This is a genomic window from Pseudomonas hefeiensis, from assembly GCF_030687835.1.
Classification (GTDB): domain Bacteria; phylum Pseudomonadota; class Gammaproteobacteria; order Pseudomonadales; family Pseudomonadaceae; genus Aquipseudomonas; species Aquipseudomonas hefeiensis.
Genome location: NZ_CP117449.1, coordinates 5297088 through 5320534, shown reverse-complemented (window position 1 = coordinate 5320534; position 23447 = coordinate 5297088). Strand labels below are relative to the sequence as shown.

Below are 23447 nucleotides of genomic sequence, written 5' to 3'. Positions count from 1 at the left end.
GCTGACGACCGTTTGATCAAGAGTCGTGTTGCCCCATGTGTGGACGTTATGCCCTGTTTCGCTGGAACCCCGCCTTTGCGGCCTTGTCCGGCTTCCCCGCCGACCAGAAGGCCCAATGGAATATTTCGCCCAACGATTCGGTGTTGATGCTACGCGCCGGTGCTGAGGGGCAGCGCGAACTGGCCCGGGCCCGCTGGGGCCTCACGCCGCCGTGGCTGACTGATCTGTCCCGTACGCCTGCCCACGCCCGGGCCGAAACCGTGGCCGAACAACCCATGTTCCGTGAAGCCCTGCGCCTGCGCCGTTGCCTGCTGCCGGCCAACGGCTTCTATGAATGGCGCGGCGGCACGCGCAAGCGTCCGTACTGGCTGACGCCGGGGGAGGGCTCGTCGTTGTTTTTCGCTGCGATTTGGGAAGCTTATCCAGTGCAGGAGCAGGTGTGGCTGAGCACCGCGGTCATCACCCAGCCGGCGGCGGGGCAGCGCCGGCCGTTGATTCTGGATGAAGAGGGCCAGCGCCTGTGGCTCGATCCCGAGACGCCGTTGCATACCCTGCAAGGTTTGCTGGCCAGTGAACCGGCGCAACTGCGCGAGCGGGTACTGGCCAACATGGTCAATGATCCTAAGCTCAACGGGCCGGAGTGCCTGACCCCGGCTTGAGTGTTGAGGCGCCTGTGCCGGCCTCATCGCGAGCAGGCTCGCTCCCACATTGGGCTGGGGTATACACAGAAGTTGTGTTCACCACTAAACCCGTGTGGGAGCGGGCTTGCTCGCGAAAGCGGTCTATCAGACAAAGTAGTATTGCCTGACACGCCCTCATCGCGAGCAACCCCACACATTGGGCTGGGGTATACACAGAAGTTGTGTTCACCACTAAACCCGTGTGGGAGCGGGCTTGCTCGCGAAAGCGGTCTATCAGACAAAGTAGTATTGCCTGACACGCCCTCATCGCGAGCAACCCCACACATTGGGCTGGGGTATACACAGAAGTTGTGTTCACCACTAAACCCGTGTGGGAGCGAGCCTGCTCGCGATGGGGCCCTTGGATCAAACCTTGAACTGATTGATCAACCGCCGCTGCTGCTCCGCCAGTTTGGTCAGATCCGCACTGGCCGCGCTGGACTCGTCCGCGCCACCGGCCACTTCGTTTGCCACTTGCCCGATGTTGATCACGTTACGGTTGATGTCATCGGCCACGGCGCTTTGTTCCTCGGCGGCGCTGGCGATCTGGGTGTTCATGTCGTTGATCACCGACACGGCCTGGGTGATGGTCTCCAGGGCCTGGGCCGCTTTTGCCGCGTGTTGCACGCTTTCGTCAGTGCGGTGCTGGCTGTCTTCCATCACCCGCACCACGTCCCGGGTGCCTTGCTGCAACTGTTGGATCATCGTCTGGATTTCTTCAGTGGCCTGCTGCGTTTTCTGCGCCAGGTTGCGCACCTCATCGGCTACCACCGCAAACCCGCGCCCTTGCTCACCGGCGCGAGCCGCTTCGATGGCCGCGTTGAGGGCCAGCAGGTTGGTCTGCTCGGCGATCCCGCGGATGGCGGTGAGAATCGCATTAATATTCTCGCTGTCCTTGGCCAGAGCTTGCACCACGCCCACGGCCTTGCCAATTTCCACCGCCAGGGCGCCGATGGAGGTGGACGTGTCCCGCACGATCTGCATGCCCTGGCTGGCGGCCTGATCTGCGTGGCCGGCGGCTTGGGCAGCCTGGGTCGCGTTGCGGGCTACGTCCTGGGCGGTGGCGGTCATCTCGTGTACGGCGGTGGCAACCTGATCGATCTCCACCAATTGCTTGTGTACGCCCTGATTGGTGCGGATGGCGATGTCGGCCGTGTGCTCCGAGGAATCGCTGACGCTCTGCACCGAGGTGACGACTTGGGTGATCATTCCTTGCAACTTGCTCAGGAAGGTATTGAAGCCCTTGGCGATCGCACCCAGTTCATCAGCGCGGTCGCTCACCAGGCGACGGGTCAGGTCGCCTTCGCCTTGGGCAATGTCATCGAGCATCGCCACCATTTGCTTGAGCGGCCGGGCAATGCCGTGGCCCACCAGCCAGATCACCAGCAAGCCGATGCCTGCAATCAGCAGGCCCACCATGGTCATGCCGAAGATGTCGGTCTGGCGCTGCGCGTCCAGGTCTTTCTGCAACGCTTGCAGTTCGGCCATCACCGCATCCAGTGGCAGTTGCAGCATCAGCGTCCAGCGGGCCTCGGTTTCACCGATGCCGAACGGCATGTACACCTCGATATGCCCATGGGTTTCATCGACGTCGTAACGCACCTGGCCGACGCTGAGCTTGGACAGATTGTCCAGTTCATTGGCGTCCAGCAGGTCGCTGGCCTTCTCTCCCAGTTTGGACGGGTCCTTTGTGAAGGCCACCAAGCGGTTGTTGCTGGAGAGCAAGGCCATTTCCCCGGCGCCCTCATACAACTTGCGGTCGGCGGCGACGAGCATGTCCTGGATGAAGTTCACCGACAGGTCGGCGCCGACGATGCCCTGGAACTTGCCATCGACCATGATCGGCTCGATGAACGAGGCGAGCATGGTCATGGTATCGCCCACGCGATAGGGCGCCGGGTCGATCACGCAGGCTTTCTTGCTGTCCCGGGAACACAGGTAATACTCACTGGCACGAATGCCGGTGGACAGCAGTTTCTGGTCCGTCACATCGGCGAGCTTTTCCAGACCCAGGGTGCCGTCCTGGTTGCGAAACCACCAGGGCAGGAAGCGCCCGTCGGTTTCCATGCCCAGCACCGGGCTGTTCACGTAATTGGCGTCGTCGTGGTCAATGGCATTCGGTTCCCAGGCGATGTAGGCGCCGAGAATCTTCGGGTTACGCACCACCGTTTCGCGCAGCAGGCTGATCATCTGCTCGCGGGGCACCTTCAGTTGCGCGTTGCCGTCCGTGCCATTCATGCCCATCAAGGCGTTGGTAGTCGCAAGGCCCCGGGCAAGCAGTAGCGGCGCCTCCAGTTCCCGCTGGATCAGACTGGCCTGGGTGCGGGCCAGCGCGTCGAGGCGTTGTTCGATCAGATGCTCGAACTGCGCCTTGGTCCGCTGTTGCACCATTTCCTGGGTGCGGGCACCGGCAAACAGCGCGTACAGCACCAGGGCACCGACCACAATGAGGATGATGGTGCCGGCCAGCGCGGCCACGGAAAACTGGATCGATTTGAATTTCATAAGGGCTCCGGACGCGGGAATGACGTCTGAAGCTTGTATCGGCGTTTCTTCAGCTCGGCATGAGGCGCTATTCGTCGGATGACTGTTTTGGCTTTATGGGTGTCGTAAATGGACTGGAGTAGGGTCTGTCTGAAAAAGCTGTAGTCCCACGCTATGTATCTGGCGCTGATACAAATCAGCGCCTAGGATACGCCCACGTTTCCAGGGAGCTTCTTACATGAACAAGATATTGATGGTGAGTGCACTGAGCGCGGGTCTGCTGCTTGCCGGTTGCCAGTCGGTCAACACCACCAGCGGCGGAGCCGTGGGCGTGGAACGCAAGCAATACATGTTCAGCATGCTGTCCACCGACCAGGTCAATCAGATGTATGCCCAGTCCTACCAAAAGACCATGGGCGAAGCGAGCGCCAAGGGTGTATTGGACAAGACGAGTAGCGATGCCAAGCGCGTCCAGGCCATTTCCAGTCGGCTGATTGCTCAGGCACCCGTGTTCCGTCCGGATTCGGCGCAATGGAACTGGGAAGTGAACCTGATCAAAAGCGATGAGCTCAACGCCAGTTGCGGCCCCGGCGGCAAAATCATTTTCTATACCGGGTTGATCAACAAGCTCAAGCTCACTGACGATGAAATTGCCGCGATCATCGGCCATGAAATCGCTCACGCCTTGCGCGAGCACGGCCGCGAAGCGATGTCCAAGGCCTATGGCATCGAAATGGCCAAGCAGGGCGCCGGTGCGTTGTTCGGCCTGGGCCAGGACAGCCTGGCACTGGCCGATACCGTGGCCAACTACGGCATGACCCTGCCCAACAGCCGCGGCAATGAGAACGAAGCCGACCTGATCGGTCTGGAACTGGCCGCTCGCGCCGGTTACGACCCGAATGCTGCGATCACCTTGTGGAACAAGATGAGCAAGGCTTCGGAAGGCGCGCCACCGGAGTTCATGAGCACCCACCCGTCGTCCAGCAGCCGGATCGCGTCGCTGCAGGCGGCGATTCCGAAGGTAATGCCGCTTTATCAGCAGGCCCGCAAGTAACCATCGTTGTGGGAGCAAAGCTTGCTCGCGACAGAGGCGACGCAGACTTCAATCAGACCGCGTCATCGTTTATCGCGAGCAAGCTATGCTCCCACAGTGGTCCTCTGCAAGGTGCGGCACAGGATCAAACCCAGCCACTGCTCTGCATCGCCTTATAGACCGCCACGGCTGCCAGGACAAAAAATGCCGAGGCGGCCAGTCGGCGGATCAGCGTCAGGGGGAGCTTTTCAGCGGCGAAGTTACCGGCCAATACCACCGGCACGTTGGCAATCAACATGCCCACGGTGGTGCCGATGATCACCAGCCACAGTTCCGGGTATTGCGCGGCGAGCATCACCGTGGCGATCTGTGTCTTGTCGCCGATTTCCGCCAGGAAGAACGCGATCAGGGTGGTCAGGAAAGGCCCGAACTTGCGGGCCGTACTGGCTTCGTCATCGTCCAGTTTGTCCGGCACCAGCGTCCACAGTGCCGTAGCGGCAAAGCTCACCGCCAGGATCCAGTGCAGGATCGCGTCCGAGAAAATACTACCGACCCAGGCTCCCACTGCTCCGGCCGCCGCATGGTTGGCCAAGGTTGCGGCAACGATGCCGGCAATGATCGGCCAGGGTTTGCGAAAGCGAGCCGCGAGAATAAGCGCGAGCAATTGCGTCTTGTCGCCGATTTCGGCCAGCGCAACGATAGCGGTAGGTACGAGGAAAGAGTCCAGCATCAGGTGATTCCTAGAGGGGCGGGTCGACACGGCTATGACACGTACAGCCTTCCCGCCCCGGGTAAGGTGTGCGTGTCATAGGTCTTGTCAAACCCAGCGACCATCTGCGTGGACGCTTGGGCCGCATACGCCATGGTCTGCTGACCAAGTATGTTGACGTATGCCGGGCGAGCATGGCGCTCGCGGGAGACTACTCCCCTAGGACGGAGCGGATTCTGCCTAGGCAAATCCGATTGGGCAAGTGCTGTTTCTTAAAATTGCTTCAGCCGCGCTTGGCCCGGTAGATGCGAAAACCCTGGCCTTCGGCCTTGATCGCGCACACGCCCAGATGCTCTTCGATCAGCGGCTGGTATTTGAGGAAACTGTTCGCTACCAAGCGCAGTTCGCCGCCGTTTTTCAGATGTTTTGCCGCTTTTCGCAGCAGGTTTTCCGTGGTGAGGTAGTCGGTGTGCACGCCGACATGGAACGGCGGGTTGCTCAGAATCGCGCTTAATCCCATCGGCGCGGCATCGATACCGTCGCCGGTCAGCACCTCGGCCTCCAGGCCATTGGCGGCCAGGGTCAGGCGGCTGCTGGCGGCGGCGAAGGCATCCACGTCCAGCAGCGTGACCGTGTTGTGCGGATAGCGACGCTTGACTGCTGCCCCCAGCACACCGGCGCCGCAACCGAAGTCCAGCAAGTGGCCGCTGGGCAGTTTATCCAGGTGTTCGAGCAACAGCGCGCTGCCGCGGTCCAGGCGACCGTGACTGAATACCCCCGGCAGGCTGATGACCGTCAGCGCGCCTTCGGCCAGGGGCAACTCGTAGGTCTGGGCCAGGCTTTCCAAAGGCTTGGCTTCGGGCGCATCGGCCACGGTGACTTGCCACAACTGGCAATGGCGCGCGCTGTCGAGCTTGCGCGGCTTGCCGAAGGCATTGAGCTGCTTGGACGCGCCTTCGATGCCACTGCGCTTTTCCCCCACCAGATACACCTCGCGACCGGCCAGGCGCGAGGCCACGGCGTTGAGGATGTAGTCGGTCAGGTCCTTGGCCTTGGGCAGGAACACCACGGCGGTGTCGAACTCACGGGCCGGCACGTTCACGCCAAAGTGGCTGCGCTCGGGAAAACGGGCCTCCAGCGCGGCTTGATCACCGGCGTGCCAGCACCAGCCATGGGCTTGGGGCAAGCGGCCGAGCAGATCGTCGGCGGGCAGGCCGGCCAGCAGGACTGAACCCTGGAATAACTCGGCCTGACGAAGCAGTACTTCACTGCGCGGATCCATGGTCTGCTCCTTGAAAAAAAGTGCGGCAGTTTATCAACTGACGACTCGCTGCGCTGTACCGCTGAAAAAGCCTTGGGCGTTTTCCGTCAGTTGACCGACGATCCGCTGCCGCGCCTCGCGGCTGCCCCAGGCGTTGTGGGGCGTGACGATCAGGCGAGGAATGTCGGCGGCCAGCAGCGGATTGCCCTGGGTCGGTGGCTCCACGCTCAGCACATCGGTGGCCGCGCCGCCCAAATGGCCGCTGCGCAAGGCATCGGCCAGGGCCTGTTCGTCAATCAGGCCGCCACGGGCGGTGTTGAGCACAAAGGCGCCGGGTTTAAGCTGCGCCAGTTGCGGGGCACCGATGAAGTGGCGGGTATGTTCGTTGAGTGGACAGTGCAGGGTCAGCGCGTCGATTTGCGGTAACAGTTGATCCAATGGCAAGCGGTTGGGGCGGGCAGGGCGTCCGGGAATCTGTCCCAGCAGCACGCGCATGCCAAAGGCTTCGGCCAGTCGCCCGACGGCGCTGCCCAGTTCACCATGACCCAGCAGTCCGAGGGTTTTGCCTTCCAGTTCGACAATGGGATAGTCCAGCAGGCAGAACTGCGAAGCCTGTTGCCAGCGACCTTCGCCCACCGCTTTTTGGTAATCACCCAGGCGTGTCGCCAGATTCAATAGCAGCATGATCGTGTGCTGTGCCACCGATGGCGTGCCATAGCCCTGACAATTGCACACTGTGATGCCGTGTTGACGAGCGGCGTCCAGGTCGACGTTATTGGTGCCGGTGGCGCTGATCAGGATCAGCTTCAGTTCGGGGTTGGCGGCCATGGCAGTCGCATCAATCACGACCTTGTTAGTGATCGCCACCGTGGCACCTTTGAGCCGCTCGCTCACTTCATCCCGGGTCGTACGGGCGAACAGTTGCAGTTCGCTGAAGCAGTTGCGCAGCGGTCCCAGGTCCAGGTCGCCGAGGTCCAGGGAAGGGTGATCGAGGAAAACTGCGCGGCCGTTGTTCGTCATCAGCTGTACCTTTTATCTCAGGAATCGAAGGCGTAATGTGGCGAGCCTATCAGATGTCTGTGGGAGCAAAGCTTGCTCGCGACACCGACGATGCGGTCTTCCAGGAATCGAGTCGCCTGTTTCGCGAGCAAGCTTTGCTCCCACACAGCCCCCTCACTACACAGTTGATGTTTGTTTTGAGATTGAGCTAGCCAAGGAGCCCCCATGTACCTCACCGAATTCCTCACCGTCGCCCTGATCCACCTGTTGGCCGTGGCCAGCCCCGGGCCGGATTTTGCCGTGGTGGTGCGCGAGAGCGTGACCCATGGCCGCCGCGCCGGAACCTGGACAGCGCTGGGCGTGGGCACGGCGATTTTCCTGCATGTGGGTTATTCGCTGCTGGGCATTGGCCTGATCGTGTCGCAATCGATCGTGCTGTTCAACGCGCTGAAATGGGCCGCCGCCGCCTACCTGCTGTACATCGGCTTCAAGGCGCTGCGGGCGCAACCGGTCAAGCCGACGGCGGACAACCTGCACAAAGAGGCCGGCGAACGTACCGCCCGTGGCGCGTTCACTTCGGGCTTCGTCACCAATGGCCTGAACCCCAAGGCGACGCTGTTTTTCCTGTCGCTGTTCACCGTGGTGATCAACCCTCATACGCCCCTGGCAATCCAGGCCGGCTACGGCGTGTACCTGGCGGTGGCGACGGCAGTGTGGTTCTGCCTGGTGGCCATGCTGTTCAGCCAGCAGCGAGTGCGCGCCGGGTTTGCCCGCATGGGCCACTGGTTCGACCGGACCATGGGCGCGGTACTCGTCGCCATTGGCATCAAGTTGGCGTTTACCGAGATGCGTTGATCGCCCCGGCTCCTGACTGCAGGCGAGGATATATGGCTCAAGGCTAGTATTTGCGGGCCGATCAAATCATTCCTTTGGCTGATTTGATTGAAACATAAGGGTTCTAAAGTGCTTGCTTCCAGCCAAGACCGTGCAGTCAGAAAAGGGACTCTTATGTTGCAGACTCGCGTTATTCCTCCAGCCGAAGGCGCTTATCAATACCCGCTGCTGATCAAGCGGCTGCTGATGTCCGGTGCGCGTTACGAGAAAACCCGCGAGATCATTTACCGCGACCAGCTGCGCTATAGCTATCCGACCCTGATCGAACGCGTCGCGCGGTTGGCCAATGTGCTGACCGAGGCCGGGGTCAAGGCCGGTGACACCGTGGCGGTGATGGACTGGGACAGCCATCGTTATCTGGAATGCATGTTTGCGATCCCGATGATCGGCGCGGTGATCCACACCATCAACGTGCGCCTGTCACCGGAGCAGATCCTCTACACCATGAACCACGCGCAAGACCGCTTCGTGCTGGTCAACAGCGAGTTCGTCGGTTTGTACCAGGCGATTGCCGGGCATTTGACGACCGTAGAAAAAACCCTCCTGCTGACCGACCTGCCTGAAAAAACCGCCGACCTGCCGAACCTGGTGGGCGAATACGAACAACTGCTCGCCGCCGCCAGCCCCGCCTACGACTTCCAGGATTTCGACGAAAATTCGGTCGCCACCACGTTCTATACCACCGGCACCACCGGCAACCCGAAGGGCGTGTATTTCACCCATCGGCAACTGGTGCTGCACACCATGGGCGTGTCGACCATCATGGGCGCCATCGACAGCGTGCGGCTGCTGGGCACCAACGACGTGTACATGCCGATTACGCCGATGTTCCATGTCCATGCCTGGGGTCTGCCGTACGTGGCAACCATGCTCGGGCTCAAGCAGGTCTACCCCGGTCGTTACGACCCCGAGTTCCTGATCCAGTTGTGGCGCAAGGAGAAAGTCACCTTTTCCCACTGCGTGCCGACCATCCTGCAAATGGTCCTCAATGCCAAGGGCGCCCAGGACACCGATTTCGCTGGCTGGAAAATCGTCATCGGCGGCAGTGCCCTGAACCGCAGTTTGTATGAAGCGGCCAAGGCCCGGGGCATCCAGCTCACCGCCGCCTATGGCATGTCCGAAACCGGCCCGCTGGTGTCCTGCGCCCACCTCAACGACGAACTGATGGCCGGCAGCGAAGACGAACGCATCACTTACCGGATCAAGGCCGGCGTACCGGGGCCGCTGGTCGAGGCGGCGATTGTCGACACCGAGGGGCGTTTCCTGCCTGCTGACGGCGAGACCCAGGGCGAGCTGGTGCTGCGCGCACCGTGGCTCACCGAGGGTTATTTCAACGAACCGCAAAAGGGCGCCGAGCTCTGGGCCGGCGGCTGGCTGCACACCGGCGACGTTGCGACGCTGGACGGCATGGGCGTGATCGATATTCGCGATCGCATCAAGGACGTGATCAAGACCGGCGGTGAATGGATCTCGTCCCTCCCTGGACCTGGAAGACCTCATCAGCCGTCACGTGGCGGTACGCGAAGTAGCAGTGGTGGGTATTCCCGATCCGCAGTGGGGCGAGCGCCCATTTGCCTTGCTGGTCATCCGCGAAGGGCATCAGATCGGGGCTCGCGAGCTCAAGGAACATCTCAAGCCGTTCGTCGAATTGGGGCACCTGAGCAAATGGGCGATCCCGAGCCAGATCGCCCTTGTTACGGAAATTCCCAAGACCAGCGTCGGCAAGCTCGACAAGAAGCGTATCCGCATCGACGTCACCGAATGGCAGAGCAATAACAGCACCTTCCTGTCGACGCTTTAAGCGTTTTTGCCGTGTCCAAAAGGGCACGGCAGCCCCACCAAGCAAGCGCTTGCCTTGTCAAACCGAAAATTTCAGCCATCCTTGCCGTGCCGGCATCTGTCGGCCTGGCGAAAGGACTGTTCCAGAGTGGTCGCGGGCTGCAAATCACACTTTAGAGGGATCAAGCCGTACTACCTGCTGGCTATAGTCCGTTTAAGGATTTTCAAGAACGGGGCGCACGCACTAAACGGGCGATGCGACTTTGAACGGGGCGGAACGTTGCCATTCCCAGCCGTTGAAAGTGTTTTTGAAAAATACTGACTGCCATAAAAATAAAAGCACATGGAGTAGCGTCGATGACCTCAGCAAACACGTTCTGGCGCCGGGCAAAACTGCCTCTGGCGGTCAGTCTCGCCTCTTCGCTCGCCGGGCCAGCATTCGGCGTCAGTTTCAACATCGGTGAAATCGAGGGCCAGTTCGACTCGGCCCTGTCGGTAGGCGCAAGCTGGTCCACGGCCAAGGCCAACAGAGACCTGATCGGCGTCAACAACGGCGGCAAGGGCCTGTCCCAGACCTCCGACGACGGTCACCTGAACTTCAAGCGCGGGGAAACCTTTTCGAAGATCTTCAAGGGTATCCACGATCTGGAACTGAAGTACGGCGATACCGGCGTGTTTGTGCGCGGCAAGTACTGGTACGACTTCGAACTCAAGGACGAACATCGCCTGTACAAGGACATCAGCGACAGCAACCGCAAGGAAGGCGCCAAGTCTTCCGGCGGGCAGATCCTCGATGCGTTCATCTACCACAACTACGCTATTGACGATCAGCCGGGTTCGGTTCGCCTGGGCAAACAGGTGGTCAGTTGGGGTGAAAGCACCTTCATCCAGGGCGGGATCAACTCGATCAACCCGGTCGACGTGTCGGCGTTCCGCCGTCCAGGTGCCGAGGTCAAGGAAGGCCTGATCCCGGTCAACATGTTCTATGTGTCCCAGAGCCTGACCGACAATCTGTCGGCCGAAGCGTTCTACCAGCTGGAATGGGATCAGACGGTCGTCGATAACTGCGGTACGTTCTTCTCGCAGCCGGACGTGGTTGCCGATGGTTGCAGCGACAACCTGCGAGTGCTGAACAAGCGCTCTACGCTCCCCGCGGCCGCACTCGGTCCAGCGGAAGCGCTCGGAGTCAACGTCAACGAAGAGGGCGTGCTGGTGCGTCGCGGTGCGGATCGCGATGCTCGCGACAGTGGCCAGTGGGGCGTGTCGTTCAAGTACATGTTCGAGCCGCTGGACACCGAGTTCGGTGCTTACTTCATGAACTACCACAGCCGTGCGCCGATTTTCAGTGCCACCGGTGCTCCGCAGTCCGTTTTTGACCTGGCAGCAGGATTGCCGCCTGCGTTCGCCGCGCTGGCGCCTTTGCTGGTTGCGGGTAACTCGAACTATTTCATCGAATACCCTGAAGACATCCGTCTCTACGGTTTGAGTTTCTCCACCACCTTGCCTACCGGCACGGCGTGGAGCGGCGAGCTGAGCTATCGCCCGAACGCCCCGGTGCAACTGAGCACCACGGACATTCTTTTCGCCGGTGTGACGCCACTTCCCGGTCTTGGCAATGCTTCGATACTCCCTGGCTCGCCGGGTCAGGACCTGCATGGCTATAACCGTAAGGAAATCACTCAGTTCCAGACCACGTTCACCCACTTCCTGGATCAGGTCATGGGCGCCAGCCGCCTGACCCTGGTAGGCGAAGTCGGCGTGACCTACGTGGGCGGGCTGGAAAGCAAATCCGACGCTCGTTATGGCCGCGACCCGGTGTTCGGTCCGGGCGAACTGCCCAGCGGTTTCTGTAACGTGCTCAATGGCTCGACCGCAGCCGGTGGTGGCCAGACCAGTGCCGATGTGAACAGCAACTGCAACAACGATGGCTTCACCACCTCCACCTCCTGGGGCTACCGTGCCCGTGCCATCTGGGAATACCCGGACGTATTCGCCGGTGTGAACCTCAAGCCCAACGTGGCCTGGTCCCATGACGTCAAAGGCTACTCGCCAGGCCCGGGCGGCAACTTCGAAGAAGGCCGCAAAGCCGTCAGTCTCGGACTGGATGCCGAGTACCAGAACACCTACAACGCGAGCCTGGCCTACACCAACTTCTTTGGTGGCGACTTCAGCACCGTGGACGATCGCGATTTCCTGGCGCTCAGCGTCGGCGTGACCTTCTAAGCACAGTATTTCAGGACGACACACTATGAAAATAACAAAGAGTCTGTTGCAGGTCGGTGTTTTGGGGCTATCCCTGCTGGCCGCCAGCGTCATGGCGGCGGTGCCTGCCGCCGAAGCCGACAAACTGGGCAAAAGCCTGACGCCGATGGGCGCCGAAATGGCCGGCAATGCCGACGGTTCGATTCCGGCCTGGAAACCCATGGCCCAGAACGCCGGGAGCGTGGACAGCAAGGGTTTCCTTTCCGACCCGTACGCCAGTGAAAAACCGCTGTTCACCATCACCGCGCAGAACGTCGACCAGTACAAAGACAAACTTGCGCCGGGCCAGTACGCGATGTTCAAGCGCTACCCGGAATCCTTCAAGATGCCGGTCTACCCATCCCATCGCGGTGCCACCGTGCCGGATGATGTGTTTGCCTCCATCAAGAAAAACGCGGTCAACACCAAGCTGGTGTCCGGCGGTAACGGTCTGGAGAACTTCGAGACGGCTGTGCCGTTCCCGATTCCCCAGAGCGGTGTGGAAGTGATCTGGAACCACATCACCCGTTATCGCGGCGGCAGCGTGACCCGCCTGGTGACCCAGGCCACGCCGCAGCCCAACGGCTCCTACAGCCTGGTGTACTTCAGGGACCAGTTCGTGTTCCGCGACAAGATGAAGGATTTCGATCCGGCCAACCCTGGCAACATCCTGTTCTACTTCAAGCAGCAAGTCACCGCGCCGGCGCGTCTGGCCGGTGGTGTACTGCTGGTGCACGAAACCCTCGACCAGGTTAAGGAACCGCGTTCTGCGTGGGTCTACAACGCCGGTCAGCGTCGCGTGCGTCGTGCGCCGCAAGTGTCCTACGACGGTCCGGGCACCGCCGCCGACGGCCTGCGTACCTCCGACAACCTGGACATGTACAACGGTGCGCCGGATCGCTATGACTGGAAACTGGTGGGCAAGAAAGAACTGTACATAGCCTCCAACAGCTACAAGATCGATTCGCCCCAGCTCAAGTATGCCGACATCATCAAGGCCGGCCATATCAACCAGGACCTGGCTCGCTACGAGCTGCGTCGTGTCTGGCAAGTGACCGCGACCCTGAAGGAAGGCCAGCGCCACATCTATGCCAAGCGTGACTTCTACATCGACGAAGACACCTGGCAAGCTGCGGTGATCGACCATTACGACGGTCGTGGTCAACTGTGGCGCGTTGCCGAGGCCCATGCCGAGAACTACTACGACAAGCAAGTGCCGTGGTACGCCCTGGAAACCCTCTACGACCTGCAGTCCGGCCGCTATCTGGCCCTGGGCATGAAGAACGAAGAGAAATCGGCCTACGACTTCGGCTTCACCGCCAGCACCGCCGAGTTCACTCCCAACGCACTGCGTCAGCAGGGTATCCGCTAAATAGCTTCACCCGAGGCCGCATCCTCAAAAAACGCCCCGACTGGTTCGGGGCGTTTTTTTGACCAACACAAAACCCCTGTGGTGAGGGAGCAAGCTCCCTCGCCACAGGAGCGGTGGCTGTCTGAATTTTTTTTCAAGTCGGTCGGCTTGTAGCCTTTTTGTAGCCATTTGTAGCAACTCCCTTCAATACCTCCTCGTTTACCGCTAGTCTGCGGACATCTGCAACGCCGCCACCCGCATTTCAACAAGAGCCGGCCATGACTGATCTGTCTTCACTCCCGGGTTCTGCCCGCACCGCCGTCGCGGTACAGGACGGGCGCTTCTACCGCCCGCCCTTGCCTGACGGCCATGTGGTGCGGCCGCGGTTGTGCGAGCGTTTGAGTGCGGGGCTTGGAGGTCGGTTGCTGTTGGTGAGCGCCCCGGCGGGGTTCGGCAAAAGTTCACTGGCGGTGGAGTTCTGCCAGAGCCTGCCGCCTCATTGGCAAAGCCTCTGGCTGGGGCTCAGTGCCCGGGACAACGACCCGGGACGCTTTCTGGAGCGGCTGCTCGAAGGGCTGCAGGCGTTCTTCCCGCAGTTGGGAGGCCGGGCGTTGGGTCTGTTGAAAATGCGCCAGCGCCACCAACCCTTCGCTTTCGAAGAATGGCTCGACGGCCTGCTGGATGAGCTGTCCGCGCATCTGTCACCGGATAAACCCTTGCTTCTGGTGCTCGACGACTACCACTTGGCTCAAAGTCCGGTGCTGGACCGTTGCCTGCAATTTTTCCTTAATCACCTGCCAGAGGGTTTGCTGGTGCTGGTCACCAGTCGACAGCGCCCGGACTGGCATCTGGCGCGCCTGCGTCTGTCGCGCCAATTGCTCGAACTGAACGAGCAGGACCTGCGCCTGACCCATGAAGAATCCCTGACCTTGCTGCAGCACCACAGCAGCTCGCTGCGCGGGGAAGCCCTGGAGAGCCTGATCCAGCGCAGTGAAGGCTGGGTGGCCGGGCTGCGTTTCTGGTTGCTGGCCGCTTCCGAGGCCGGTACTGAGGGCCGCATGCCCCAGGCTCTGCATGGCGGCGAAGGGCTGATTCGCGATTATCTGCTTGAGGAAGTCATCGATTGTTTGCCCGCCGAGGTGCAGGCGTTTCTCTACGACACCGCGTCCCAGGAGCGTTTTTGCAGCGAACTGTGTGATGCCGTGCGCGAAGCCCATGACAGCGCCGAAATCCTCGAGTATCTGGCGGCCCACCAGGTGTTCCTGGTGCCGCTGGACGAGCATGGCCACTGGTACCGTTACCACCATCTGTTTTCCGACTTGCTGCGCAGCCGTCCCAGTGCGCCGGCCATGGTGCCGGCCGCGACCCTGCACCTGCGGGCCTGCCGCTGGTTCAATGCCCAGGGCCTGATCGACGAGGCCGTGGAGCAGGCGCTACGGGCCGGGCACCTGGATGTGGCGGCGAACCTGGTGCAGAACCTCTCTGAGGAGCAATTGCTGGCCGAACAGAACGTCGGCATGTTGCTGCGCTGGAAAATGGACTTGCCCGACAGCCTGCTCATCAGCACTCCGCGGTTGATCGTGCTGTATAGCTGGGCGCTGGGGCTGGCCTGCCAGCTGGACGCCGCTGAAGAACTGGCCGCCCATCTGAGTCGCTTCCTGCCGGCGCCTTCGGCCACCGCGCAAAAATCCATGCTCGCCCAATGGCTGGCCCTGAGCGGGATCATTGCCCGTGGCCGTGGGGATCGCGAGACCACTGTGCGTTACTGCACCGAAGCCTTGGAGAGCCTGCCGCAAAAGCGTTACGGCCAACGTCTGATGTGCCTGTCCACGCTGTCGAACCTGGCGATTGCCGACGGTGACCTGTGGCGCGCCCGGGCCTTGAACCGTGACTCCCTGGAGTTGGCGCAGCGCGTCGGTAACCCGTTGTTCGAGGCCCTGGCCCATTACGACCGCGCCCGGGTGTTGCAAGCGCGAGGGGAGATCCTGCGGGCGCTCGATGAAGTGCGCCAGGGCCTGCAACGTCTGCACGCACTCTCGCCGCAACGGTTGTATGCCGTGCGGGCGCGGTTGATTCTTTACGAGGGGTTCCTGCTGACCTTGCGCATGCAACCCCAGGCCGGGTTGGCGCGGTTGCAGGCCGGCCTCACCGAAGCGCGGGCGTGCCGTGACATCAGCGTGTTGATCGGCCACTGCGTGATCGCGCGGGTTGAAGGCCATGCTCGCGAATTCGCCCGGGCCTTTGCCGAACTGGCCGAAGCCGAGCGCCTGATGCATATCTGGGACGTTCCGCCGATTTACTACCTGGCCATGATCACCCTGGTCAAATGCGAACTCTGGCTGGCCCAGGGCCGTACGGACCTGGCCGAAGCCTGGCTGGCGCGACTGGGGCAGACCTACACGGGTGAGCGCGCCGCTGCGCCGCCGGAATTTCACCCGCAACTGCCGCTGCATGTCGAGTTGCAACAGGCGGTGCTGGAGTCCATCCGGGGCCAGCCCATGTTGGCCGAAGGTCGGCTCAATGCCTTGCTTGAACACGGCCAGCAAACCGGCCGACAGATGCTCAGTGTGATGGCACTTAACCAGAAGGTTGCCTTGTTGCTGAGCCTCGGTCGCGAGCCCGAAGCCCGCATTACCCTGGCCCAAGCCCTCGAAGCCGCCGCTGGCGGCGTGCTGCAGCCGTTCGAATGGTTACTGGGCGAACATCGCGAGTGGCTGCGCGAGCAACTGTTGCACGCACCACCCAGTACCTTGCGTCAGAACCTGCTCGAGCGCCTGCCGTCGATGACGGCGCAAACTGCCGAACCGTCGGTCCCCGTAGAAAACCTCAGTAGCCGTGAGCGGGCGGTGCTGCAATTGATTGCCCAAGGCTGTTCGAACCAGGAAATCAGCGAGCAGTTGTTCATCTCGCTGCACACGGTCAAGACCCACGCCAGCCATATCAACAGCAAACTCGGCGTGGAGCGCCGCACCCAGGCTGTGGCGCGAGCGAAGGTGTTGGGGTTGTTGGGCTAGAGGCTAGCTGGCATGACATGAGGCCCTGTGGCGAGGGGATTCATCCCCGCTGGGGTGCGCAGCAGCCCCTGGAAATTTAAGACATGATTTTTGCCTGACACATCGATATCTCAGGTTTTAGGGCTGCTGCGCACCCCAGCGGGGATGAACCCCTCGCCACAAAAAGCCAGTCAGAGGTCAGTAAAGGAATTACCTGATGTTACCCCTGTACAAAACCATCCCATCCCCCGTGGGCCAACTGATCCTCGTTGCCCGGGATACAAAACTGGCGGCCATCCTCTGGGAAAACGAGCGTCTCAACCGCGTGCGCCTGGGGCCTTTGGAAGAGCACAGCCAGCACCCGGTCCTCAAGGAAACCGAGCGCCAGCTCATGGAGTATTTCGCCGGCCAGCGCCGCCGGTTCGAGTTGGAGCTGGACTTTGCCGGCACCGACTTCCAGGTCCGGGTCTGGCAGGCGCTGTTGACGATTCCGTTCGGTGAAACCCGCAGTTACCGCGACATCGCCATCCAGATCGGCCAACCTACGGCGGTGCGGGCGGTAGGCGCCGCCAACGGCCGCAACCCCATCTCCATCATCGCCCCCTGCCACCGCGTCATCGGCACCGGTGGCAGCCTCACCGGCTTTGCGGGCGGCCTTGCGGCCAAACAGTTCCTCCTGAGCCTGGAAGGTCAGCAGACGCTGCAGTTGGTGTTTTGAATGCCCTGGTTGGTCTGGCCGACAGCTGACGGACACCATCAACCCTGTGGGAGCGGGCTTGCTCGCGAAAGCGCAGTGTCAGCTTGCGCAAGTATTGGAGGTGCCGCCGCCTTCGCGAGCAAGCCCGCTCCCACACATTAGAGTGCTCACCACCGAGCCCACTCCCACTCGGCTCAGGCCGAAGGCTCTTGCGGCGCCAGCATGCGCGTCGGCGGTTTGCCGTTGGCGTTGTGCTGGAATATCTGCGTCGGCTGCCCCAGTTCATTGAAGAACACCTGCCCGATCCCCGCCGAGTTCCACAACCGCTCTCCAGCTTCGGCATGTTCGGGGGTGTGAGGAACGATGCGCATGCTGCGGCGCTTGGTGAACCAGTTCAGGGGTGAGCGGGGCGAGTAGAGCCAACGGTTCAGGCGATCGAACCATTCCAGCAGCGCCGGCGGGAACTCATTCTTGATGCCGCTGCTGGTGATCTGCCAGATGCGTGGGCCGCCCTTGCGGTGTGGGATCAACACCTCATAGACGAAGGAATAATGCACATCCCCGGACAGCACCACGTAATTACCGGGTGTGCGCGAGTGCCGGAAAATGTTCAGGATCACTTGCGCCGCACCGCGATGAGCCATCCAGTTTTCCGCGTCCACCAGTAACGGATAACCGCACCAACTGAACACCCGTTGCACGGTTTCGATCAGCTTCACACCGAAGATCGGCGCCGGTGAAACAATGATCGCCGAGGGGTGATCCAGCAGTTCCTGCTGAAGTTCGCTCAGGGCTTCCCAATCGAGCAATCCCGAAGGCTGCTTGAGGTTGCGCTCGCTGCGCCAGCGGCGGGTGCGGGTGTCGAGCACCACCAGGGCCGGGGTGGTCGGCAATACGTAATGCCATTGTTGGAAACCCAGCAGCGTGTCGATCAATTTGTCCTGCGGGCCGCTGTCGAGGTAGCGGTCCCGGGCGGTGTTGCTCAGGGCCACGGTTTGCTGGACTACGTCATCAAACGCGTCCGGGTTGTTGCCCCAGCCCTGGCAGAGCATGTAGGCGATCAGCGCGTTGCCGATGATGCGCTTGGAGAACGGGTGGCCGTAGGCCGTTTCTTCCCACTGCGCCGATAAATTCCAGTCATCGGTGATGTCGTGATCGTCGAAAATCATCAGGCACGACAGGTGCGCAAACACCCGCGCCGCGCCCCCAAGACCGGTCTTGAAGCCATCGATGCGCTGCTGTTCCAGAGCGTAGCGCTGGCGCCGCTCGGCGGTCAGTTCCGGCGGTTGCGGGTCGATCAGCGTCCACGGCACGGGTGACCACACCAGCAAGTACATCGCCATGACTTCAGCGAAGGTCACTAGATGGTTGTCGGCGCTGCTGCTGGTGAATATCGGCTTACGGGCCCCGCCGAAAAACCGCTCGCGCAGGGTTTCGTTGCTTTCCAGCGCCGGTAATAAATCGGCGCGGTGGTAGTAACTGGCCGGGTGTTCATAGAGCTTGGCGCTGTCTTCCACCACCGCGCCGTCCAGGCATTCCTCGAACAACCCCAGCCGCTCGATCAACCCATGAATCGCCCGCAGCATCGGTCCGGCGACGTCATCGGCATAGACCTGATCACCGCTCATCATCAACAGCGCCGGACGCTGCTGCGGGGCTTGTGCCAACAGCCGGTCGACGCAGAGCAAGCCGTCGTTGGTCGGGTAGTGGGGTTTGCGGCAGGAGCCATGGACCAACTGATCGATACGCGAATGCAGTACGAAGTTCGGGCACTGCGCCTGGCCATACAACAGATGGGGCGCCCATTCGGCAATGGAGGCGCCGTCCACCAGCAGGTCGTAGTCAATCGCCACGTCCTGGGGCAGGGCGGTGTCCAGTCGTACATCGATCAGGTGTACAAAAGCCTGCTGCCCCACGGGCACGACGGTGCAGCGTGTGGCATCCAGGGGGAGATCGCCGACACCGTCCACACGCAGCGTCAATGTGAGGGGGCGTGTACCCACCAGCCACATCACCAGCCGCGTGGGCTCCAGCCGCCGCAACAGCGGGCCGACCAGGACAGGGGGCAGGGCAGGGGAGATGTCAGAGGAGGACGGCAACATTCGCGAGTAAAGCTCTGGTTCCGGTGGAGCCGGGGATCATAACGCAATGCGCTGGGTAGCTGGGGCTCGGTGAAAAGGCCTAGTGCTCCGGCTTTTGTGGTGAGGGAGCACTGGGCTTTGTTGCGTCACTGCACCTGGTTGGACGCTTCTGCGGCTTTGATCAAATCCGGCCCAATTTCTTTTTCAAACTTGGCCCACACCGGTTTCATCCTGTCGCGCCAGGCGTTGCGCTGCTGCGGCGTGAGGCTAATGATCTCGGTAGTCCCGGCGTCGAGGATGAACTGCTTGTCCTGCTGGTTCAGTCGATCCGCCTCACTGTTTGCATAGGCGGTGGCCTCGGCCACGATCTTGTCCAGTTCGCTGCGGATATCCGGCGGCAGGCCGTTCCAGAAGTCGGACGAGGCGATCAGCATGTAGTCGAGGATGCCGTGGTTGGATTCGGTGATGTACTTCTGTACTTGATGCTGTTTCTGGTTGTAGAAGTTTGAGTAGGTGTTTTCCGTGCCGTTGACCAAACCGGTGCGCAGACCCTGGTACACCACAGAGAAAATCATCGGTTGGGGCCTGGCCTCCACCGCCTTGAATTGTTCTTCCAGCACGGCCGAACTCTGGACCCGGAACTTCAGGCCACGGGCATCCTCGGGTACACGCAGGGGTTTGTTGGCCGACAACTGCTTCATGCCGTTGTGCCAATAGGCCAGGCCGGTGATGTTCTTGCTTTCCATGGACTTGAGCAGCTTCTGCCCTGGCGTGCTCTGCTGGAAGCGGTCCACCGCGGCAATGTCGTTGAACAGAAACGGCAAGTCGAACAACTGCACTGATCGGGTGTACTGGTCGAATTTGGCCAGCGAGCGCGCAATGATCTGCACGTCACCCAGCAACAGCGCTTCCATCTCCTTGTCATCGCCAAACAACGTGGAGTTGGGATACACCTCGACCTTCACGCGGCCCGGCAAGCGTTCATCCACCAGTTTCTTGAACATCAACGCGCCCTGGCCCTTGGGCGTTTGTTCGGCCACCACGTGGGAAAACTTGATCACGATCGGTTCAGCCGCCATGGCTGAGCCCAATAGACTGAAACTCAAGGTAAAGGCGAGCGCTTTGCGAAGAGGTCTTAGCATGGAGAGGCTTCCCTTTTATTGGTCGACGGTGCGACACAGGCTTAGCCCGACAGCGCGGTGGCGAGGGAGCAGACTCCCCCGCCACTGCGTGTGTCTTCAGTCGGGGCTAGTTCATCCCCAGCCAGTTCGGCAAGGCCAGCGAGATCCATGGCACATAGGTAATCAGCATCAGGAACGTCAGCAGGATCATCAGCCATGGCATGGCCGCGCGGATGGTGGCGGGCAGCGACATGCCGGTCACCGCTGAGGTGACGAACAGGTTCAGCCCCACCGGAGGCGTGATCAGGCCGATCTCCAGGTTCACCACCATGATGATGCCCAGGTGGATCGGGTCGATGCCCAGTTGCATGGCGATAGGGAACAGGATCGGCGCCAGGATCAGAATGATCGCCGAAGGCTCCATGAACGCACCGGCAATCAGCAGCACGATGTTGACCACCAGCAGGAAGGTCACCGGCGTCAGCCCGGCCTCGATCACCCACGCGGTGATTTGTTGCGGCAGTTGCTCGGTGGTCAGCACATGAGCGAAGAGCATGGCGTTGGCAATGATGAACATCAGCATGATGGTCAGCTTGGCCGATTCGAGCAGCACCTTCGGGGTTTCGCGAATTGTCAGGTCTTTGTAGACGAACAATGCGATAAACGCCGAGTACACCGCCGCCACCGCAGCCGCTTCGGTCGGCGTGAACATCCCCGAATAAATCCCGCCGAGGATGATCACCATCAACAACAGGCCCCAGGCCGCCTTACGCGCTGTGGCCAGCCATTCGCGCAATGTTGCGCGGGGCAGGGCGGGCAGGTTCTTTTTCACCGCGACGATGTAAATCGCCACCATCAACGATAACCCCAGCAGCACACCGGGAATCACCCCGGCCATGAACAGCTTGCCGACTGAGGTTTCCGTCGCAGCGGCGTAGACCACCATCACGATCGACGGCGGAATCAGGATACCCAGGGTGCCGGCGTTGCAGACGATGCCGGCGCCAAACGACTGTGGATAACCCGAGCGCACCATACCGGCGATGGCGATGGAACCGACCGCCGCTACGGTCGCAGGGCTTGAGCCCGACAATGCCGCAAACAGCATGCACGCCAGCACCGCCGCAATCGCCAGACCGCCACGGATATGCCCGACGCAGGCGTTGGCAAAGTCGATCAGGCGTCGCGCCACGCCACCGGTGGTCATGAACGCACCGGCCAGCAGGAAGAACGGAATCGCCAGCAGCGTGTAGTGTTCAGAGGTTTCGAACAGCTTGATCGCCAGGGACCGCACTGAGTCCGGGCTGAAGAAAATGATGGTCAGCGAACCGGCCAACCCCAACGAAATGGCGATGGGCACGCCGATAAACATCAGCACGAACAGCGCCACGAACAGGAAGGCAATGGTCATGGCTTGTCTTCCTCGTGTTCAGTCAATTTGATGGCTTCCGCCGCTTCATCGGCCAGGCCCAGGCCTGTCTGACGATTCATCAGGATGCGCACGAGAATTTCCGCGAAACGGATAAACACCAACGCAAAACCCACCGGCACGATCAGGCCGATGTGCCATTGCATGATGCCGAAGTGGCCCAGGTCCTCTGCGCCGATCTGCGCGATCATCAGGGTGTTGATCCACTCGAAACTGGCGACGGCCAGCAGCCCGGCGTAAGTCAGGCAGCACAGGCAGGCGATCACGCCGATAAAGCGTTGTACTGGTTTGCTCGCCAGTTTCACCAGCGCATCCACGCCGATATGCCCGGCCGTACGCACGCCGTAGGACAATCCGAAAAAGATCAGCCAGCCAAACAGTGCCTTGGTCAGCGAGCTGCTCCAGGTCATGGCCTGGGCCATGCCCATGATGCTGTCGCCAATGGCGAACGCCGGCTCACTGGCGGCAGGCCAGTTGTCACCGAGGCTATAAAAAACGGTGTAGAGGTTGTTGAGCACCACATAGACGAAAGTAACCAGCGTCATGGTGGCCAGAAGAAAGGCAATGAAACCTTCCTCGAAGTGTTCCCAGATGCGCCGAAGGGCGTTCATGGATGACATCTCCTGCAGGGGGGACGACAGGCCGGCGCTGCCAGGGTGGCAGCACCGGCCAACCCATTACTGAGCCTTGTTGGAGGCTTCGGCGGCTTTGATCAGATCAGCACCGATGTCACCTTCAAACTTCTTCCATACCGGCTTCATCTTGTCGCGCCACTCGCCGCGCTCTTGCGGCGTGAGGGTGATGATTTCGGTGGTTTTGGCGTCCAGGATGCGCTGTTTGTCTTTCTGGTTCAGTTGCGCCGCCTCGTTGTTCACGTGGGTGGTGACTTCAACCAGAATCTTGTCCAGTTCGGTACGGATGTCGGGTGGCAGGCCGTTCCAGAACTTGGTGTTGGTGATCAGCATGTAGTCGAGTACACCGTGGTTGGACTCGGTGATGTACTTCTGCACTTCATGCATTTTCTGGCTGTAGATGTTCGAGTACGGGTTTTCCGCACCGTTGACCACGCCAGTCTGCAGGCCTTGATACACCTCGGCGAAACTCATTTTGCGCGGGTTGGCGTTCACTGCCTTGAACTGCTCTTCCAGCACTGCCGAGGCCTGCACGCGGAACTTCAGGCCACGGGCATCCTTGGGTTCACGCAGCGGCTTGTTCGCCGACAACTGCTTCATGCCGTTGTGCCAGTAGGCCAGGCCGGTGATGTTCTTGCTTTCCATGGACTTGAGCAGCTTCTGGCCTTCAGGGCTCAACTGGAAGCGGTCCACGGCGGAGATGTCATCGAACAAAAACGGCAGGTCGAACAACTGCACGGACTTGGTGTAGTGCTCGAACTTGGCCAGCGACGGCGCAATCATCTGCACGTCACCCAGCAGCAGGGCTTCCATTTCCTTGCCATCGCCAAACAGCGAGGAGTTGGGGTAGACCTCGACCTTGACTTTGCCTGGCAGACGCTCTTCCACGAGCTTCTTGAACAGCATCGCGCCCTGGCCCTTGGGCGTTTGCTCGGCTACCACGTGGGAGAACTTGATGATCACAGGATCAGCCGCCATGGCCGTGCTCAACGCACTGAGAGCCAGCGTACAGGCGAGCGCTTTCCAGATAGGTTTGAACATTGTGGGGTTCCTCGTTGTTTTT

The 23447-nt window shown here is 61.0% G+C and carries 16 protein-coding genes, 2 pseudogenes and 1 riboswitch; of the genes and pseudogenes, 8 read left to right on the top strand and 10 right to left on the bottom strand.

Going from position 1 to position 23447, the window contains the following annotated elements; translation table 11 throughout:
* The first annotated feature begins 35 nt into the window (after positions 1–35).
* Complete coding sequence (locus tag PSH57_RS23945; RefSeq protein ID WP_305385862.1) at positions 36–659, top strand: SOS response-associated peptidase; 624 nt, start codon at positions 36–38, stop codon at positions 657–659.
* 387 nt (positions 660–1046) lie between these two features.
* Here PSH57_RS23945 and PSH57_RS29425 read toward each other — a convergent pair whose 3' ends face one another.
* Both PSH57_RS29425 and PSH57_RS29420 read right to left on the bottom strand, forming a co-directional pair.
* Complete coding sequence (locus PSH57_RS29425; protein WP_422766113.1) at positions 1047–1751, bottom strand: methyl-accepting chemotaxis protein; 705 nt, start codon at positions 1749–1751, stop codon at positions 1047–1049.
* 201 nt (positions 1752–1952) lie between these two features.
* A pseudogene (locus PSH57_RS29420) lies at positions 1953–2009 on the bottom strand (hypothetical protein); the annotation flags it as partial.
* A gap of 1393 nt (positions 2010–3402) precedes the next feature.
* On the opposite strand from PSH57_RS29420, the gene PSH57_RS23935 reads away from it, so the two are divergent.
* Positions 3403–4218 (top strand): M48 family metallopeptidase, encoded by an 816-nt coding sequence (locus tag PSH57_RS23935; protein WP_305385860.1) that lies wholly within the window; start codon positions 3403–3405, stop codon positions 4216–4218.
* A gap of 124 nt (positions 4219–4342) precedes the next feature.
* On the opposite strand, the gene PSH57_RS23930 is transcribed toward PSH57_RS23935, so the two are convergent.
* From PSH57_RS23930 to PSH57_RS23920, 3 genes are all read right to left on the bottom strand, one after another.
* Positions 4343–4927 carry a TMEM165/GDT1 family protein gene (locus tag PSH57_RS23930; protein WP_305385859.1) on the bottom strand — a complete coding sequence of 195 codons (585 nt, stop codon included), beginning with the start codon at positions 4925–4927 and terminating at the stop codon, positions 4343–4345.
* A gap of 89 nt (positions 4928–5016) precedes the next feature.
* A riboswitch (yybP-ykoY riboswitch) is annotated at positions 5017–5139 on the bottom strand.
* A 50-nt stretch (positions 5140–5189) separates the two neighbouring features.
* Positions 5190–6188: a class I SAM-dependent methyltransferase gene (locus PSH57_RS23925; protein ID WP_305385858.1), complete on the bottom strand. Its 999-nt coding sequence runs from the start codon at positions 6186–6188 to the stop codon at positions 5190–5192.
* Between the two features lie 33 nt (positions 6189–6221).
* Entirely contained in the window at positions 6222–7187 is a 966-nt protein-coding gene (locus PSH57_RS23920; RefSeq protein ID WP_305385857.1) for a 2-hydroxyacid dehydrogenase, read from the bottom strand.
* 204 nt (positions 7188–7391) lie between these two features.
* On the opposite strand from PSH57_RS23920, the gene PSH57_RS23915 reads away from it, so the two are divergent.
* From PSH57_RS23915 to PSH57_RS23890, 6 genes and pseudogenes are all read left to right on the top strand, one after another.
* A complete protein-coding gene (locus PSH57_RS23915; protein ID WP_305385856.1) occupies positions 7392–8021 on the top strand; it encodes a LysE family translocator in 630 nt (209 codons plus the stop codon).
* A gap of 153 nt (positions 8022–8174) precedes the next feature.
* Positions 8175–9861: pseudogene (locus tag PSH57_RS23910) on the top strand (fatty acid--CoA ligase).
* Between the two features lie 335 nt (positions 9862–10196).
* Entirely contained in the window at positions 10197–12062 is a 1866-nt protein-coding gene (locus tag PSH57_RS23905) for a DUF1302 domain-containing protein (RefSeq protein ID WP_305444761.1), read from the top strand.
* Between the two features lie 25 nt (positions 12063–12087).
* Positions 12088–13452 (top strand): DUF1329 domain-containing protein, encoded by a 1365-nt coding sequence (locus PSH57_RS23900; RefSeq protein ID WP_305385855.1) that lies wholly within the window; start codon positions 12088–12090, stop codon positions 13450–13452.
* Between the two features lie 257 nt (positions 13453–13709).
* Positions 13710–16445, top strand: coding sequence for a winged helix-turn-helix domain-containing protein (locus tag PSH57_RS23895; protein ID WP_305385854.1), 2736 nt, complete (start codon positions 13710–13712; stop codon positions 16443–16445).
* Positions 16446–16641: 196 nt separating this feature from the next.
* Entirely contained in the window at positions 16642–17142 is a 501-nt protein-coding gene (locus PSH57_RS23890) for a methylated-DNA--[protein]-cysteine S-methyltransferase (RefSeq protein WP_305385853.1), read from the top strand.
* Positions 17143–17315: 173 nt separating this feature from the next.
* Here PSH57_RS23890 and PSH57_RS23885 read toward each other — a convergent pair whose 3' ends face one another.
* From PSH57_RS23885 to PSH57_RS23865, 5 genes are all read right to left on the bottom strand, one after another.
* Positions 17316–19223, bottom strand: coding sequence for an alkaline phosphatase D family protein (locus PSH57_RS23885; RefSeq protein ID WP_305416147.1), 1908 nt, complete (start codon positions 19221–19223; stop codon positions 17316–17318).
* Positions 19224–19348: 125 nt separating this feature from the next.
* Complete coding sequence (locus tag PSH57_RS23880) at positions 19349–20344, bottom strand: TRAP transporter substrate-binding protein (protein ID WP_305385852.1); 996 nt, start codon at positions 20342–20344, stop codon at positions 19349–19351.
* A gap of 106 nt (positions 20345–20450) precedes the next feature.
* Positions 20451–21734: a C4-dicarboxylate TRAP transporter large permease protein DctM gene (dctM, locus tag PSH57_RS23875; protein ID WP_305385851.1), complete on the bottom strand. Its 1284-nt coding sequence runs from the start codon at positions 21732–21734 to the stop codon at positions 20451–20453.
* Positions 21731–22363 (bottom strand): TRAP transporter small permease, encoded by a 633-nt coding sequence (locus tag PSH57_RS23870; protein WP_305385850.1) that lies wholly within the window; start codon positions 22361–22363, stop codon positions 21731–21733. The genes dctM and PSH57_RS23870 overlap by 4 nt, the downstream gene beginning before the upstream one ends.
* Positions 22364–22429: 66 nt before the next feature.
* On the bottom strand, positions 22430–23425 hold the full coding sequence (locus tag PSH57_RS23865; protein ID WP_256230913.1) for a TRAP transporter substrate-binding protein: 996 nt from the start codon (positions 23423–23425) through the stop codon (positions 22430–22432).
* Between the last annotated feature and the right edge of the window lie 22 nt (positions 23426–23447).